At 42.9% G+C, this 16,230-nt stretch carries 13 protein-coding genes; all 13 read left to right on the top strand.

Annotated elements, in window-relative coordinates:
* Positions 1-27 precede the first annotated feature (27 nt).
* Positions 28-1,128 (top strand): stage V sporulation protein E, encoded by a 1,101-nt coding sequence (spoVE, locus tag BFW96_RS04760; RefSeq protein WP_014663887.1) that lies wholly within the window; start codon positions 28-30, stop codon positions 1,126-1,128.
* A 120-nt stretch (positions 1,129-1,248) separates the two neighbouring features.
* Positions 1,249-2,340, top strand: coding sequence for an undecaprenyldiphospho-muramoylpentapeptide beta-N-acetylglucosaminyltransferase (gene murG / locus BFW96_RS04755; protein WP_069838801.1), 1,092 nt, complete (start codon positions 1,249-1,251; stop codon positions 2,338-2,340).
* Positions 2,341-2,371: 31 nt separating this feature from the next.
* The gene (gene murB, locus BFW96_RS04750) at positions 2,372-3,283 is read left to right on the top strand and encodes a UDP-N-acetylmuramate dehydrogenase (protein ID WP_069838800.1); all 912 of its coding nucleotides are present in this window, start codon (positions 2,372-2,374) and stop codon (positions 3,281-3,283) included.
* A gap of 129 nt (positions 3,284-3,412) precedes the next feature.
* Positions 3,413-4,204: a cell division protein DivIB gene (gene divIB / locus BFW96_RS04745; protein ID WP_014663890.1), complete on the top strand. Its 792-nt coding sequence runs from the start codon at positions 3,413-3,415 to the stop codon at positions 4,202-4,204.
* Entirely contained in the window at positions 4,201-4,896 is a 696-nt protein-coding gene (locus BFW96_RS04740) for a DUF881 domain-containing protein (RefSeq protein ID WP_014663891.1), read from the top strand. The genes divIB and BFW96_RS04740 overlap by 4 nt, the downstream gene beginning before the upstream one ends.
* Positions 4,897-4,918: 22 nt before the next feature.
* Positions 4,919-5,626, top strand: a complete 708-nt coding sequence (locus BFW96_RS04735) for a DUF881 domain-containing protein (protein WP_041521328.1) — start codon at positions 4,919-4,921, stop codon at positions 5,624-5,626.
* 17 nt (positions 5,627-5,643) lie between these two features.
* Complete coding sequence (locus tag BFW96_RS04730; protein ID WP_003238683.1) at positions 5,644-6,009, top strand: small basic family protein; 366 nt, start codon at positions 5,644-5,646, stop codon at positions 6,007-6,009.
* 173 nt (positions 6,010-6,182) lie between these two features.
* Positions 6,183-7,505 carry a cell division protein FtsA gene (ftsA, locus tag BFW96_RS04725; protein WP_003238682.1) on the top strand — a complete coding sequence of 441 codons (1,323 nt, stop codon included), beginning with the start codon at positions 6,183-6,185 and terminating at the stop codon, positions 7,503-7,505.
* A 35-nt stretch (positions 7,506-7,540) separates the two neighbouring features.
* Positions 7,541-8,689 (top strand): cell division protein FtsZ, encoded by a 1,149-nt coding sequence (ftsZ, locus tag BFW96_RS04720; RefSeq protein ID WP_014663893.1) that lies wholly within the window; start codon positions 7,541-7,543, stop codon positions 8,687-8,689.
* 300 nt (positions 8,690-8,989) lie between these two features.
* Entirely contained in the window at positions 8,990-13,291 is a 4,302-nt protein-coding gene (locus BFW96_RS04715; protein ID WP_069838799.1) for a bacillopeptidase F, read from the top strand.
* A gap of 193 nt (positions 13,292-13,484) precedes the next feature.
* On the top strand, positions 13,485-14,414 hold the full coding sequence (spoIIGA, locus tag BFW96_RS04710) for a sigma-E processing peptidase SpoIIGA (protein WP_040083797.1): 930 nt from the start codon (positions 13,485-13,487) through the stop codon (positions 14,412-14,414).
* A gap of 62 nt (positions 14,415-14,476) precedes the next feature.
* The gene (sigE, locus tag BFW96_RS04705) at positions 14,477-15,196 is read left to right on the top strand and encodes an RNA polymerase sporulation sigma factor SigE (protein ID WP_003221446.1); all 720 of its coding nucleotides are present in this window, start codon (positions 14,477-14,479) and stop codon (positions 15,194-15,196) included.
* 139 nt (positions 15,197-15,335) lie between these two features.
* Positions 15,336-16,118 (top strand): RNA polymerase sporulation sigma factor SigG, encoded by a 783-nt coding sequence (gene sigG / locus BFW96_RS04700; RefSeq protein WP_014663896.1) that lies wholly within the window; start codon positions 15,336-15,338, stop codon positions 16,116-16,118.
* Positions 16,119-16,230 lie beyond the last annotated feature (112 nt).

Below are 16,230 nucleotides of genomic sequence, written 5' to 3'. Positions count from 1 at the left end.
GACTTTAAGCTTGGGGTGTCGATTGCTTTGACTACTAAAAAAACATCGCCTGATTTGTTATTGGTCATCATTACGTTATTATTATTAACAATCGGATTAATTATGGTGTACAGTGCGAGTGCGGTATGGGCGGATTATAAATTTGATGACTCATTCTTTTTTGCGAAACGGCAGCTTTTATTTGCGGGAATCGGCGTCATAGCTATGTTTTTTATCATGAATGTCGATTATTGGACTTGGAGGACATGGTCCAAATTGCTGATGGTTATCTGCTTTTTCCTTCTGGTGCTTGTTTTAATACCGGGCGTCGGAATGGTGCGGAACGGTTCAAGAAGCTGGATCGGAGTCGGAGCATTCAGCATACAGCCTTCAGAGTTTATGAAGCTTGCGATGATTGCATTCCTTGCTAAATTTCTCTCTGAAAAACAAAAAAACATCACATCGTTCAGACGGGGGTTCATCCCTGCACTTGGCATCGTGTTTTCAGCATTTTTGATTATTATGTGCCAGCCTGACCTCGGAACGGGGACAGTAATGGTCGGAACTTGTATTGTCATGATTTTTGTAGCCGGCGCGCGGATCGCCCATTTCGTCTTTCTCGGGCTGATCGGCCTCAGCGGATTTGTCGGGCTCGTCCTATCGGCTCCATATCGGATTAAGCGGATTACCTCATACTTAAATCCATGGGAAGATCCGCTCGGAAGCGGATTTCAGATCATTCAATCGCTTTATGCAGTGGGGCCCGGCGGATTGTTCGGAATGGGACTCGGACAAAGCAGACAGAAGTTTTTTTATCTGCCTGAGCCGCAAACAGACTTTATTTTCGCCATCTTGTCAGAGGAGCTGGGCTTTATCGGGGGAACACTTATTTTGCTCCTCTTCAGCGTCCTGCTTTGGAGAGGAATCAGAATTGCGCTTGGTGCGCCTGATCTGTACGGAAGCTTTGTCGCAGTCGGTATTATTTCAATGATTGCTATTCAAGTCATGATCAATATCGGCGTAGTCACGGGCCTGATTCCGGTAACGGGCATCACGCTCCCGTTTCTGAGCTACGGAGGCTCTTCATTGACTCTGATGCTGATGGCAGTCGGGGTGCTGCTGAATGTAAGCCGCTACTCGAGGTATTAACGAATGTTTTGCCAAGCGCCCTGTCTAACAGGAAGCTAGGAAACAATTGATGCGATAACCCTGTCCAACAAAACAGGGTTATCGTTATGTTATAGAGAAACTTAGACTGGGGGAAAAGATATGCGAATTGCAATAAGCGGAGGCGGTACAGGGGGACATATTTATCCCGCGCTTGCTTTTATTAAAGAAGTGCAAAGACGTCATCCTAATGTAGAATTTTTATATATCGGAACAGAAAACGGGCTGGAGAAAAAAATCGTTGAGCGGGAGAATATACCGTTTCGGTCAATTGAAATTACAGGATTTAAAAGAAAGCTGTCATTTGAAAACGTCAAGACTGTGATGCGTTTTCTAAAGGGCGTCAAAAAGAGCAAATCATATTTAGCGGAATTTAAGCCCGATGCCGTGATTGGAACGGGCGGTTATGTATGCGGGCCGGTGGTCTATGCCGCTGCGAAAATGGGAATTCCGACTATTGTCCATGAGCAAAACAGCCTGCCGGGCATCACAAATAAGTTTCTTTCAAAATATGTTAATAAGGTAGCGATTTGTTTTGAAGAAGCAAAATCACATTTTCCTAGAGAGAAAGTTGTATTTACGGGAAACCCGAGAGCTTCTGAAGTCGTCTCAATAAAGACGGGCCGATCAATGGCTGAATTTGGGCTTTCTGAAGAGAAAAAAACCGTTTTAATCTTTGGCGGAAGCAGGGGTGCAGCACCGATTAACCGCGCTGTCATTGAGATGCAGGATGAGTTAAAAACAAGAGACTACCAAGTGCTGTATATCACCGGTGAAGTTCACTATGAAAAAGTAATGAATGAGCTGAAAAGCAATGGTGCAGCTGATAATATGGTCACAAAGCCGTTTCTTCATCAAATGCCGGAGTATTTAAAGGCCATTGATGTCATTGTGGCCAGAGCCGGTGCGACTACGATTGCCGAAATTACTGCTCTTGGAATTCCAAGTGTTCTGATCCCGAGCCCATACGTGACAGCGAACCACCAGGAGGTCAATGCGAGATCTCTCGGCCAGCATGATGCGGCGATTGTACTGAAAGAAACAGAGCTCAGCGGGGAGAAGCTGATTGAAGCGCTAGACCGGATTGTACTGAATGAGCAAACGTTAAAGGAAATGAGCGAACGAACAAAGTCACTCGGTGTTCCTGACGCGGCTGCCCGTCTATACAGCGTACTCGAGGAATTGAAAAAATAATAGAAAAGCAAATGGAATGCGGAGGTTTACGATGGAGAAAGTGATACAGGAATTAAAAGAACGCGAAGTCGGCAAGGTTCTTGCAAATGAACCGCTCGCGAATCATACAACAATGAAAATCGGCGGACCTGCGGATGTATTGGTCATTCCAAGCAGTGTAGATGCTGTTAAAGACATCATGGACGTGATTAAAAAATATGATGTGAAGTGGACAGTCATCGGACGCGGATCAAATCTTCTTGTTTTAGACGAAGGAATAAGAGGCGTAGTGATTAAGCTGGGCGCGGGTCTTGACCACTTGGAGCTTGAAGGGGAACAAGTAACAGTCGGAGGCGGTTATTCAGTGGTCCGCCTTGCTACATCATTGAGCAAAAAAGGCCTGTCCGGTTTGGAATTTGCTGCCGGTATTCCAGGATCAGTCGGCGGCGCGGTTTATATGAATGCCGGCGCTCACGGTTCTGATATGAGCGAGATCCTCGTCAAAGCGCACATTTTATTTGAAGACGGCACGATTGAGTGGCTGACAAATGAACAGATGGATTTCAGCTACAGGACATCTGTATTGCAAAAGAAACGCCCGGGCGTTTGCCTTGAAGCTGTTTTGAAGCTGGAGCAGAAGGATAAGGAATCAATCGTTCAGCAAATGCAAAGCAATAAAGACTATAGAAAAAATACACAGCCGTATTCAAGCCCATGTGCGGGAAGCATCTTTAGAAATCCGCTTCCGAATCATGCCGGGAACCTTGTTGAAAAAGCAGGCTTGAAAGGATATCAAATCGGCGGTGCAAAGATATCGGAGATGCACGGAAACTTTATCGTCAATGCGGGGGGAGCATCAGCAAAAGATGTACTTGATCTTATTGACCATGTGAAAAAGACAATCCGTGAAAAATACGAGATTGATATGCACACAGAGGTTGAAATCATCGGCGAAAATCACTGATTCAAGTTCTGACTGAAGCTGTTCATATGATATACTGTAAGCAAACGACAAACGGCATCATAGCATGCCGTTTGTTTTGGAATAGACAGACTTTTAACAGCTGTTTCATTTGAATGAGGTGAACAGGCAATGAACCCGGGTCAAGACCGAGAAAAAATCGTTAACATTGAAGAGCGGATCCCTAAAATTAAAGAGCAGAGGAAACAGAAGGCAAACCGCCGTCTCATTTCATTTATTATGCTCTTTTTTATTATGGTGCTGGTCATTGTGTACCTGCAAACGCCAATCAGTAAAGTATCAACAATCTCTGTTACTGGGAATGAAAATGTATCTAAAAAGGAAATTATCGACCTTTCCGATATTAACAGCGGAGATACTGAGTTTTGGAGTTTGGACAAGCAAAAAACAGAAAAGAAGATTCAGCAAAATAAATTAGTGAAAAAAGCGGAGATCAGCAAATCGCTTCCTAATAAAATCAACATTGCAATCGAAGAATATAAAGCGATTGCTTATTTAGAAAAAGACGATGTGTACTACGAAGTGCTTGAAAACGGCTCAGTTCTGCCAAATGAAGTAACACCGGATGATGCCGGGCCGATTTTGGTGAATTGGACAAACGCGAAGAAACGCTCTCAAATGGCCAAGCAGCTTGATGAGCTGTCAAATTCGCTAAAACAGTCGATTTCAGAAATTTATTATACGCCTGTAAAAATGGATGAAAACCGTATTAAGTTGTACATGAACGACGGTTATGTTGTCACCGCGTCTATTAAAACCTTTGCAGACCGAATGAAGACGTATCCTTCTATCATTTCACAGCTTAGCAGCAATAAAAAAGGAATTATTCATTTAGAAGTTGCCACCTATTTTGAAGAGTTCGGAAAAAACGATAAAGCTGCCAAAAAGGAAGATGAAAATTGAGGGGCAAATCAGCAGTCCTTCTTTCCTTGATTATGCTTATTGCAGGCTTTTTGATTTCATTTTCTTTTCAAATGACAAAAGAAAACAACAAAAGCGCGGCTGAGACGGAAGAGTGGAAAAAAGAATATGCACTAAGAGATGAACTTCTGAAACAAGAGAAAGAAAATAGGAAGCTTGAAAAAGAATTATATCAAAAGCAAAACAAAGTCCGCCAGGCGGAAAATAAGCTGAAGAAAGAGAAGACGGAATACTATAACGTCCTCGAAGATACAGAAAAATACAGGATGTATATTGGGGAAGTCGGTGTGCAGGGAGAAGGCGTTGAGGTGACATTGGAAGATGCGTCATACATACCGGAAGGGGAGAATGTGAACAGTTATATCGTTCACGAAAGCCATATCTTCCAAGTGGTAAACGAACTGTATATCTCGGGAGCAGCTGCCGTCGCCGTAAATGGACAGCGGTTGACGCATGATTCTTATATCAAGTGCAATGGTCCTGTTGTAACGGTAGACGGGGTGCAGCATCCCGCTCCGTTTACGATATCTGCTATTGGAGATCCGGATGTCCTTCTGCCTTCGTTAAATATCGCAGGAGGCCTGATCGATCAGCTGTCACTGGATCATATTTCTGTTTCGGCAGAAAAAGAGAAAAACGTACAAATGAAACCGATTCTGAAAACGAAGGAATGACTGAAAAAGCGGGTGAAACAGATTGAAAATAAAGCGTTCCTTCATAAGCATCAGTGTGCTTATGGTCATCTTCGGCCTGATGATTTCTGTTCAGTTTAATTCATTAAAACACCCTCAAGTCCGGGATACAAGAGATATGTGGGACATTAGGGAAGAGCTGACATCAGAGCAGAAGAAGCAGGAAAAGCTGCTGGCTGAAATAAACAAATATGATAAACTGCTGAATAGCTATTCGCAAACGAAAGAAATGACAAAAGAAACCGCGCTCAATAATACCTTGCAAACCTTAAAAAAAACAGCCGGTATGACCGATATAACAGGTAGCGGAATTGTCATCACTATTTCCCCGCTTTTTTCTGAAAGCTTAACAGGAGAGGCGATCGAAAATCCGCCTCCGGATTTGCTGAAAAAGCTGATGAATGAACTCAACTTCTTCGGTGCAGAGCATATCTCAATTAACGAGCGAAGAGTTGTGAATCATACAGTCATCAGAGATATCAACGGCACAACAAAAATAGACGGGTACGCTCTTGACGATTATCCTTTAACAGTAAAAGTGCTTGCCAAAGATCCGGACATGTTGTACAGCAGAGTGAAGGGGTCAGGCCTTGAGGATCTTTTTGCATCTGAAAATTTAGCATTAAAAGCCGGTAAATCTGAAAGCAAACTAACATTAAAAGCATATGACAGACCATTAGACGTACAACAGCTGAAACTGCTTAAAGACTGAAAAGGAGGAGAATTGTCATGTGGCTGCCCGTATTGGGACTGGTGCTCGGAATAGCGATTGGACTGATGACAAACTTAACGATACCGAGTGAATACTCAAACTATTTATCGCTTGCGGTGCTTGCAGCACTTGATACATTAATCGGCGGAATCAGGGCGCATTTACAAGGTACATATGATGAAATGGTATTTGTTTCCGGTTTCTTTTTTAATATTATATTGGCAATAAGTTTAGCTTTTCTGGGAGTCCATCTTGGTGTAGACTTGTATTTAGCAGGTATATTCGCTTTTGGAGTCAGATTATTTCAGAATATAGCCGTTATCAGAAGAAATCTACTAACAAAGTGGACTCTTTCTAAAAAAAATAAAAAAAATGTGATATAAAAGAGGATATACATAGGATATAACGAATATTTTCAATAAACATAAAATGTGAATAGCACATAAAAATATTCTGTTGTTATTTTTTGTTACACACTTGTAAAGCCACATTCATTGTATTGTTGTTCCGCAAATAATAGAATAGAAATGATCGAAATGTGAGGAGGTGCCATAGAATGAACAACAATGAACTTTACGTCAGTCTTGACATCGGTACGTCCAATACAAAAGTGATCGTCGGAGAAATGACAGATGATTCCCTTAATATTATCGGTGTGGGAAATGTACCGTCTGAAGGGTTGAAAAAAGGCTCAATCGTTGATATAGATGAGACCGTTCATTCTATAAGAAAAGCGTTTGACCAAGCTGAAAGAATGGTAGGTTTTCCGCTTAGAAAAGCTATTGTCGGCGTTAATGGAAATTATATCAATATTCAAGATACTAACGGTGTTGTAGCAGTTTCCAGTGAAAATAAAGAAATTCAGGTTGAAGATGTACGCCGTGTCATGGAGGCGGCACAGGTTGTTTCAGTACCGCACGAACAGCTGATTGTCGACGTCATTCCTAAACAGTTTATCGTAGATGGAAGAGATGAAATCACCGACCCGAAAAAAATGCTGGGTGTGCGTTTAGAAGTAGAGGGCACCTTGATCACCGGTTCAAAAACAATCTTACATAATTTACTCCGCTGTGTTGAAAGAGCTGGTATTGAAATAACTGATATTTGTCTTCAGCCGCTGGCAGCCGGTTCTGCTGCATTATCAAAGGACGAGAAAAACCTTGGTGTGGCTCTCATTGATATAGGGGGAGGGTCAACAACCATTGCCGTATTCCAGAACGGACATCTCACTTCTACCCGTGTCATTCCTCTCGGAGGCGAAAATATCACCAAAGATATCTCCATCGGATTGAGAACGTCAACAGAAGAAGCAGAACGCGTGAAAAAACAATTTGGACATGCCTACTATGACGAAGCCTCGGAGGATGAAGTATTTGAGGTAACCGTTATAGGCACCAATCAAAAACAAACATTCACACAGCAAGAAGCAGCGAATATCATTGAAGCGAGAGTAGAAGAAATTCTTGAAATTGTTTCAGAAGAGCTTCGCAGTATGGGAATTACCGATCTGCCGGGAGGCTTCGTGCTGACAGGAGGACAAGCGGCAATGCCGGGTGTCATGTCTTTGGCACAGGATGTGCTGCAAAACAATGTCAGGGTGGCAAGCCCGAATTATATCGGTGTAAGAGATCCTCAATACATGACGGGAGTGGGCCTGATCCAATTCGCCTGCCGGAATGCAAGAATCCAAGGCAGAAAAATAGGCTTTAAGATGCCTGAAGAAGCGATACAGGAAATCGCAGTCTCATCATCTGAGGAACAAGAGCAGCATCATCATCAAAATGAGGTGCAGCAGCGGCCAAAAGGAAAACAAAAAACACAAGCCGAACATAATAAACAGAGCAAAATGAAAAAACTATTAAGCATGTTTTGGGAATAGATAGATAGTCATTCGGCAGATTAGGAGGATTTAGCATGTTGGAGTTCGAAACAAACATAGACGGCTTAGCATCAATTAAAGTAATCGGAGTAGGAGGCGGCGGTAACAACGCCGTTAACCGAATGATTGAAAATGAAGTGCAAGGAGTAGAGTACATCGCGGTAAATACGGACGCTCAAGCTCTTAACCTGTCAAAAGCAGAAGTGAAAATGCAAATCGGCGCAAAGCTGACTAGAGGATTGGGAGCAGGTGCGAATCCAGAAGTCGGAAAAAAAGCCGCTGAAGAAAGCAAAGAACAGATTGAAGAAGCGTTAAAAGGCGCTGACATGGTATTCGTGACAGCTGGTATGGGCGGCGGAACAGGAACAGGTGCCGCACCGGTTATCGCACAAATCGCTAAAGACTTAGGCGCATTAACAGTCGGAGTTGTAACAAGACCGTTTACCTTCGAAGGACGCAAAAGACAGCTTCAGGCTGCAGGCGGAATCTCGGCAATGAAAGAAGCGGTGGATACACTGATTGTGATCCCGAACGACCGTATCCTTGAAATTGTTGATAAAAACACACCGATGCTTGAAGCATTCCGTGAAGCGGATAACGTACTCCGCCAAGGGGTCCAAGGTATTTCTGACTTGATTGCTACACCTGGTCTTATCAACCTTGACTTTGCTGATGTGAAAACGATCATGTCAAACAAAGGATCTGCTTTGATGGGTATCGGTATTGCTACCGGGGAAAACCGTGCGGCAGAGGCAGCGAAAAAAGCCATTTCCAGCCCGCTTCTTGAAGCGGCCATTGACGGTGCGCAAGGCGTTCTCATGAACATCACTGGGGGAACAAACCTCAGCCTATATGAAGTTCAGGAAGCAGCAGACATTGTCGCTTCGGCGTCTGATCAAGACGTAAACATGATTTTCGGTTCTGTTATTAATGAAAATCTAAAAGATGAGATTGTGGTGACAGTGATTGCAACGGGCTTTATTGAACAAGAAAAGGACGTGACGAAGCCTCAGCGCCCAGGCTTAAATCAAAGCATCAAAACACACAATCAAAGTGTTCCAAAGCGTGAGCCCAAACGTGAGGAGCCTCAGCAGCAGAACACAGTAAGCCGTCATACTTCACAGCCGGCTGATGATACGCTTGACATCCCGACATTCTTAAGAAACCGTAATAAACGCGGCTAATGTAAAGGACAAAATCGTTTTCGATTTTGTCCTTTTTGTTTTTCTCATCAAACTTTCTTCTTATATAGCCTTTTTCCCTATTACCTCCTTCGTTTAGTAATGAAATAGATGAATAGACCTATTTATTTTCGTGACAATTTTATCATTTTCATATATATGGAAATTAGCTGACATGAAACGACAATATCTGTAATTTAGATTGTCTACAGTTAACATACAGCGATGTTCTGACAAACCATTCATTTTTAAAAGGAGGGACGACATATTTTTTACAAAGCATGTTGAAAAAGGGGGATGAAAATGAGGAAAAAAACGAAAAACAGACTCATCAGCTCTGTTTTAAGTACGGTTGTCATTAGTTCACTGCTGTTTCCGGGAGCAGCCGGGGCAAGCAGCAAAGTCACCTCAGCTTCTGTTAAAAAGGAGCTTCAATCTGCGGAATCCATTCAAAACAAGATCTCGAGTTCATTAAAGAAAAGCTTTAAAAAGAAAGACAAAACGACCTTTCTGATTAAATTTAAAGATCAGGCCGACACAGAAAAAGCGGCAAAAGCGGCTGTTAAAAAAGCGAAATCGAAGAAGCTGTCTGCGGCTAAAACGGAATATCAAAAGCGCTCTGCCGTTGTGTCATCTTTAAAAGTCACAGCCGATGTATCCCAGCAAGACGTCCTAACATACTTGAACACCCAGAAAAATAAAGGAAATGCAGACCAGATTCATTCTTATTATGTGGTGAACGGGATTGCTGTTCATGCCTCAAAAGAGGTTATGGAAAAAGTGGCACAGTTTCCTGAAGTGGAAAAAGTGCTTCCTAATGAGAAACGGCAGCTTTTTAAGTCATCCTCCCCATTTAATATGAAAAAAGCGCAAAAAGCAGTTAAAGCAACTGACGGTGTGGAATGGAATGTCGACCAAATCGATGCTCCAAAAGCCTGGGCGCTTGGATACGATGGAACTGGTACAGTTGTTGCCTCTATTGATACCGGTGTGGAATGGAACCATCCGGCATTAAAAGAGAAATATCGCGGATATAACCCGGAAAATCCCGATGAGCCTGAAAATGAAATGAACTGGTATGATGCTGTAGCAGGCGGGGCAAGCCCTTATGATGATTTGGCTCACGGAACCCATATGACAGGTACGATGGTGGGATCTGAACCTGATGAAACAAATCAAATCGGTGTAGCGCCTGGCGCAAAATGGATCGCTGTTAAAGCGTTCTCGGAAGATGGCGGCACTGATGCTGACATTTTGGAAGCTGGTGAATGGGTTTTAGCACCAAAGGACGCAGAGGGCAACCCTCACCCGGAAATGGCTCCTGATGTTGTCAATAACTCATGGGGCGGAGGCTCAGGACTTGATGAATGGTATAGAGACATGGTCAATGCCTGGCGTGCGGCCGACATTTTCCCTGAGTTTTCTGCGGGGAATACAGATCTCTTTATTCCTGGCGGGCCTGGATCTATCGCAAACCCTGCAAACTATCCGGAATCGTTTGCAACTGGAGCGACTGATATCAATAAAAAGCTCGCTGACTTTTCTCTTCAAGGGCCATCTCCATATGATGAAATAAAGCCGGAAATTTCTGCACCGGGCGTAAATATTCGTTCATCCGTTCCCGGTCAGACATATGAGGACGGATGGGACGGCACATCAATGGCAGGGCCGCATGTATCCGCTGTTGCTGCACTGCTGAAACAGGCGGATGCCTCACTTTCTGTCGATGAGATGGAGGATATATTAACCAGCACGGCTGAACCGCTGACAGATTCAACATTCCCTGATTCTCCGAATAACGGATATGGCCATGGTTTGGTGAACGCTTTTGATGCTGTATCCGCTGTCACAGATGGGTTAGGCAAAGCAGAAGGACAAGTTTCTGTAGAGGGGGATGATCAAGAGCCTCCTGTCTTCCAGCATGAGAAAGTTACAGAAGCGTATGAAGGTGGCAGCCTGCCGCTGACTATAACAGCTGAAGACAATGTGAGTGTGACATCTGTAAAACTGTCCTACAAGCTTGATCAAGGTGAATGGACAGAAGTAACGGCTAAACGAATCAGTGGTGATCATCTAAAAGGAACGTATCAGGCAGAGATTCCAGACATCAAAGGAACTAAGCTAAGCTATAAGTGGATCATTCAGGATTTTGGCGGACATATGGTTTCGTCTGATATATATGATATAACAGTGAAACCAAGTATTACGGTGGGATATAAGCAGGATTTTGAAACTGCAGCCGGCGGCTGGCTTGCAAGCGGAACAAATAATAACTGGGAATGGGGCGTTCCGTCAACTGGCCCAAATACAGCAGCATCCGGAGAAAAAGTATATGGAACAAATCTGGCGGGGAATTATGCCAACTCGGCAAACATGAACCTTGTTATGCCTCCTGTTAAAGTTCCTGATTCAGGAAATCTGTTTCTTCAATTTAAAAGCTGGCACAATTTAGAGGATGCCTTTGATTACGGCTACGTTTTTGTTCTGCCTGAGGGAGAAAAGAATTGGGAGCAGGCCGGTGTTTATAATGGAAAGACATCAAGCTGGACGGATGAAGAAATTGATTTATCGGCTTATAAAGGCCAAAACATTCAAGTGATGTTTAACCTACAATCAGATGAAAGTATTAACAAAGAGGGCTGGTACATTGATGATGTAGCGCTTTCTGACAAATCAGCCGGAAAAACAGCCAAAAAGAATAAGCTGGGCGTCGAAAAGCCGTCTGGAAAACAAAAGAAAAAGGCAGTAAATCCGAAAAAAGCAAAGCCATCTCAACATACAGCTTTAAAAAACGAGAGTAAAGCTATACAGCCGCAAGTTTTGCCGCTCAGGGCACAAGTCAGTGTAGTGGAAACAGGAAAATCAACATATTCCGATCAATCCACAGGGCGGTACACGCTGACGCACAAAGCGGGAGACTATACGCTTATTGCAGAAGCATACGGTTATCAATCGAAAACACAAAAAGTGTCTCTGCAGGCGGACCAGACGACACAAGCTAATTTTACGTTAGAAGAAATGAAGAAGGGCACATTAAAAGGTACGGTTATCAATAAAACGACAAAAGAGCCGGTAAAAGGCGCTTCCATTTATGTTGTAGAGGATGCTGCGGTTGAACCGGCTACGACGAACGACAAAGGTGAATATACGCTCGAGGCCTATGAAGGCTCTTATACGATTAAAGTCGCTGCACCGGGTTATTACAGCGATGAATTTTCCGTTGAGTTAAAAGGTAATGTTACAAAAGAAACTGCATTGAAGCCTTTCGTTGGTTATCCAGGTGAAATTGCATATGATGACGGGACAGCCGAGAATGCCAATTCTTATTTTGCTGCCGGTAACGGATGGGCGGTAAAAATGACGCTGGCTGACGGCAAGGACAAAGGCATGCTTACAGGAGGACTGTTTAGATTCTGGGATACAGAGTTCCCAGATCCAGGCGGTACAGAGTTTAAGGTTGAGGTATACGATGCTACAGGAAAAGACGGAGCACCGGGCAAGAAAATTGCCGGGCCATTTAACGCTGAAGCTCTTCGCAATGGCGAGTGGACTAAGGTAGATCTCAGTTCAAAAGGGATTATGGTCGATAAAGACTTTTATCTCGTATATATCCAGTCGAAACCTGACCCGTATTCACCTGGACTGGCAATGGATGAAACCGGCAAGAATTCCGGCCGCAACTGGCAGTATATAGGTGGAAAATGGGAGCCGGGTGACGAAGCAGACGGCAACTATATGATTCGCGCATTAGTTGATTACGAAGCTGCTGTGCCTGAGATTACTTCACCGACAGACAAGTCATACACAAATAAGGAGAACGTCACTGTAAAAGGAAAAGCTTCACCTGGTACAACGGTACACATTTATAATGAAGAGAAAGAAGCAGGAGAAACAAAAACTGCCGCGGACGGCACGTTCCAGACAGGCATCACACTCAGCAAGGGCGAAAATAAGCTGACAGCAACTGCATCAACAGATAACGGAGCAACGGATGCCTCCAGCCCAATCACGGTCACGCTTGATCAAGAAAAGCCTGAATTAACACTGGACAATCCAAAGGATGGCGAGAAAACAAATAAAGAAACGCTGACTGTCAAAGGGGCTGTATCCGATGACAATCTGAAAGACGTCAAGGTGAATGGCAAAAAAGCAACAGTAGCTGATGGTTCATACTCAGCCCGTATTCTTTTGGATAATGGAAGAAATGAAATCAAGGTGATTGCTACAGACCTTGCAGGCAACAAAACGACGAAAAAGACAGTCATTGATGTCAACTTTGACAAGCCTGTCATTTCCGGCTTAATTCCGGGAGAGGATAAAAACTTAAAAGCCGGTGAATCTGTGAAAATCGCTTTCTCAAGCGCTGAGGATTTAGATGCAACGTTTATCATTCGTATGCCGTTGACAAATGCAAGAGTGAGTGTGCAAAACGCCACCGAGCTCCCGTTAAGAGAAATTTCTCCGGGAAGATATGAAGGCTATTGGACAGCCACTTCTTCTATTAAAGCAAAAGGAGCAAAAGTAGAAGTGATCGTACGAGATGATTATGGAAATGAAACAAGAAAAACTGCGAATGGAAAACTTAATATCAACACAGAAAATTAAGTGGAAAAAAGCTGCCGTCACTGGCAGCTTTTTTTATATCCTCTCATTACACTTCCTCGACAAATTAAGCAGATTTCCCTGAAAAATTGTATTTTCCTCTCAACATTAATTGACAGACTTTCCCACAGAGCTTGCTTTATACTTATGAAGCAAGAAGAGGAACAGCGTGAGGCAAGAAAGAAAGGAGTCAGATGTGAAAATCTATTTAGATGTCATTTGGCTGTTAAACTTTTGTTTTGATGCACTTTTGCTTTTGCTCACGGCATTTATTTTAAAACGGCATGTGAAAAAAAGAAGACTGATAGGCGGGGCGTTCATCGGTTCAAGTATTGTCCTTTTGATGTTTACTCCTTTCTCGCCGATTGTTGACCATCCAGCTGGGAAGCTAGCTTTTTCAGTTGTGATTGTACTGGTGACATTTGGCTTTAAAAGATTTCGCTTTTTCTTTCAAAATTTGTTTTCCTTTTATTTTGCCACTTTTTTAATGGGAGGAGGAATTATTGGAGCTCATTCTTTGCTGCAGTCAAATTCTATTGTTCGAAACGGTGTCATGATTACCAATCAAACAGGGTTTGGAGATCCGATCAGCTGGTTGTTTATTGTTGCTGGCTTTCCAGCATTATGGTTTTTTTCTAAAAGAAGAATAGAAGATATTGAAACAAAAAACATTCAATATGAGGAACGAGTCAGCGTGCAGGCCGATTTGGGCAACCAAACACTTCATGTCAGAGGCCTGATTGATTCGGGCAATCAGCTGTACGATCCTCTTACAAAAACACCGGTTATGATCATTTACGTTGATAAATTGGAGCCGATTTTCGGAGCAGCCGAAACGATGATCATTCGAAACACAGACCCGCTGGAAGCCATCGAACAGCTTGATGATTCATTTCGCTTTTTAGATAAAATGAGGTTGATTCCATACAGGGGAGTTGGTCAGCAAAATCAATTTTTATTATGCGTTAAACCGGATCACGTAACGATTATGACAAAAGAAGAAATGATTTGTGCAGATAAATGCTTAATCGGTATCAGCACAACAAAGCTTTCAGCAGATGGAGAGTTTGATGCGATTATTCATCCGAAAATGCTTTCGGGCAAGGCTGTCAAACACGTTTCATAAAGTTCGCAAATGTCCGTTACTTATCATACTCAAACGGCGGTACATTTAGAAGGGAGAGGAAGATGAAAAAACTAAAATTACGGTTGACGCACCTCTGGTATAAGCTGCTGATGAAACTTGGGCTGAAAAGTGATGAAGTCTACTACATAGGCGGGAGTGAAGCCCTGCCGCCTCCATTGTCTAAAGATGAGGAGCAGGTGTTGTTAATGAAGCTCCCAAACGGCGATCAGGCGGCACGTGCCATTTTAATTGAACGCAATTTGCGCCTGGTCGTTTATATCGCCCGTAAATTTGAAAATACGGGAATTAATATAGAGGATTTAATCAGCATCGGTACCATCGGATTGATCAAAGCTGTGAATACATTCAATCCAGAAAAGAAAATTAAGCTGGCGACCTATGCCTCCCGCTGTATAGAAAATGAAATTCTGATGTATCTGAGGAGAAACAACAAAATCCGTTCAGAGGTTTCCTTTGATGAACCGCTTAATATTGATTGGGACGGCAATGAACTTTTGCTTTCTGATGTGCTTGGCACAGACGATGACATCATCACTAAAGACATAGAAGCTAACGTAGATAAAAAGCTTTTGAAAAAAGCGCTTGAACAGCTTAATGAGAGGGAAAAGCAAATTATGGAGCTGCGGTTTGGGCTTGTCGGTGAAGAAGAAAAAACCCAAAAGGATGTAGCGGATATGATGGGGATTTCACAGTCCTATATTTCACGGCTTGAGAAACGAATTATAAAAAGATTGAGAAAAGAGTTCAACAAAATGGTGTAAAAAATTTTATGGGTAGAACCCCTTGATTTTACAGGGATTTCCTGATTTCGACAGTTTTTCGGCCTGATTGCAGTGCATATTTTTCCCACCCAAGGAGATACTTAACGGTGTACAGCAGCTCCTGTAGGGAGGGAAAAAAGTGTCGAGAAATAAAGTCGAAATCTGCGGGGTGGATACCTCCAAATTACCAGTACTCAAGAATGAAGAGATGAGAAAGCTGTTTAGGCAGCTGCAGGATGAAGGCGATGATTCAGCAAGAGAAAAGCTTGTAAATGGGAACTTGCGTCTTGTCTTAAGTGTCATTCAACGATTTAATAACAGAGGGGAGTATGTTGATGACTTATTTCAAGTCGGCTGCATCGGACTAATGAAATCCATTGATAATTTTGACCTAAGCCACAATGTTAAGTTTTCAACATACGCTGTACCTATGATTATCGGAGAGATCCGCAGGTATTTACGCGATAATAACCCGATCCGTGTCTCAAGATCACTCCGGGACATCGCTTACAAGGCGCTTCAGGTAAGAGAGCGGTTAATCAGTGAGACAAGCAAGGAGCCGACTGCAGAAGACATCGCAAAAGTTCTTGAAGTACCGCATGAGGAAATTGTATTTGCGCTTGATGCCATTCAGGATCCGGTTTCTCTATTTGAACCGATCTATAACGACGGCGGAGACCCGATTTATGTGATGGACCAAATCAGTGATGAGCGCAATACAGATACACAATGGATTGAAGAGCTGGCTTTAAAAGAGGGCATGAGAAGGCTAAACGATAGGGAAAAAATGATTTTGAGAAAGCGATTCTTCCAAGGGAAAACCCAAATGGAAGTCGCCGAGGAAATCGGAATATCCCAAGCACAGGTGTCCAGACTTGAAAAAGCGGCTATCAAACAAATGAATAAAAATATTCATCAATAATGAAAAGCCTTTAAAACGATTTTGTTTTAAAGGCTTTTCTATTGTTTGCCGACGGTTTACGTTTTGGAAAAAATAAGGTATCCTAGTTTGTACGAAGTTTTAAGAAAATTAA

This window comes from Bacillus sp. F56 (assembly GCF_001748205.1).
Lineage (GTDB): Bacteria > Bacillota > Bacilli > Bacillales > Bacillaceae > Bacillus > Bacillus stercoris.
This window is presented reverse-complemented; position numbering and strand designations above follow the sequence as displayed.

Excerpts from the sequence above, each read along its gene's own strand:
- ftsZ (WP_014663893.1), top strand. The coding sequence starts at position 7,541 with ATGTTGGAGTTCGAAACAAACATAGACGGCTTAGCATCAATTAAAGTA.
- BFW96_RS04715 (WP_069838799.1), top strand. The coding sequence starts at position 8,990 with ATGAGGAAAAAAACGAAAAACAGACTCATCAGCTCTGTTTTAAGTACG.
- ftsA (WP_003238682.1), top strand. The coding sequence starts at position 6,183 with ATGAACAACAATGAACTTTACGTCAGTCTTGACATCGGTACGTCCAAT.
- divIB (WP_014663890.1), top strand. The coding sequence starts at position 3,413 with ATGAACCCGGGTCAAGACCGAGAAAAAATCGTTAACATTGAAGAGCGG.
- sigE (WP_003221446.1), top strand. The coding sequence starts at position 14,477 with ATGAAAAAACTAAAATTACGGTTGACGCACCTCTGGTATAAGCTGCTG.
- BFW96_RS04730 (WP_003238683.1), top strand. The coding sequence starts at position 5,644 with ATGTGGCTGCCCGTATTGGGACTGGTGCTCGGAATAGCGATTGGACTG.
- murB (WP_069838800.1), top strand. The coding sequence starts at position 2,372 with ATGGAGAAAGTGATACAGGAATTAAAAGAACGCGAAGTCGGCAAGGTT.
- murG (WP_069838801.1), top strand. The coding sequence starts at position 1,249 with ATGCGAATTGCAATAAGCGGAGGCGGTACAGGGGGACATATTTATCCC.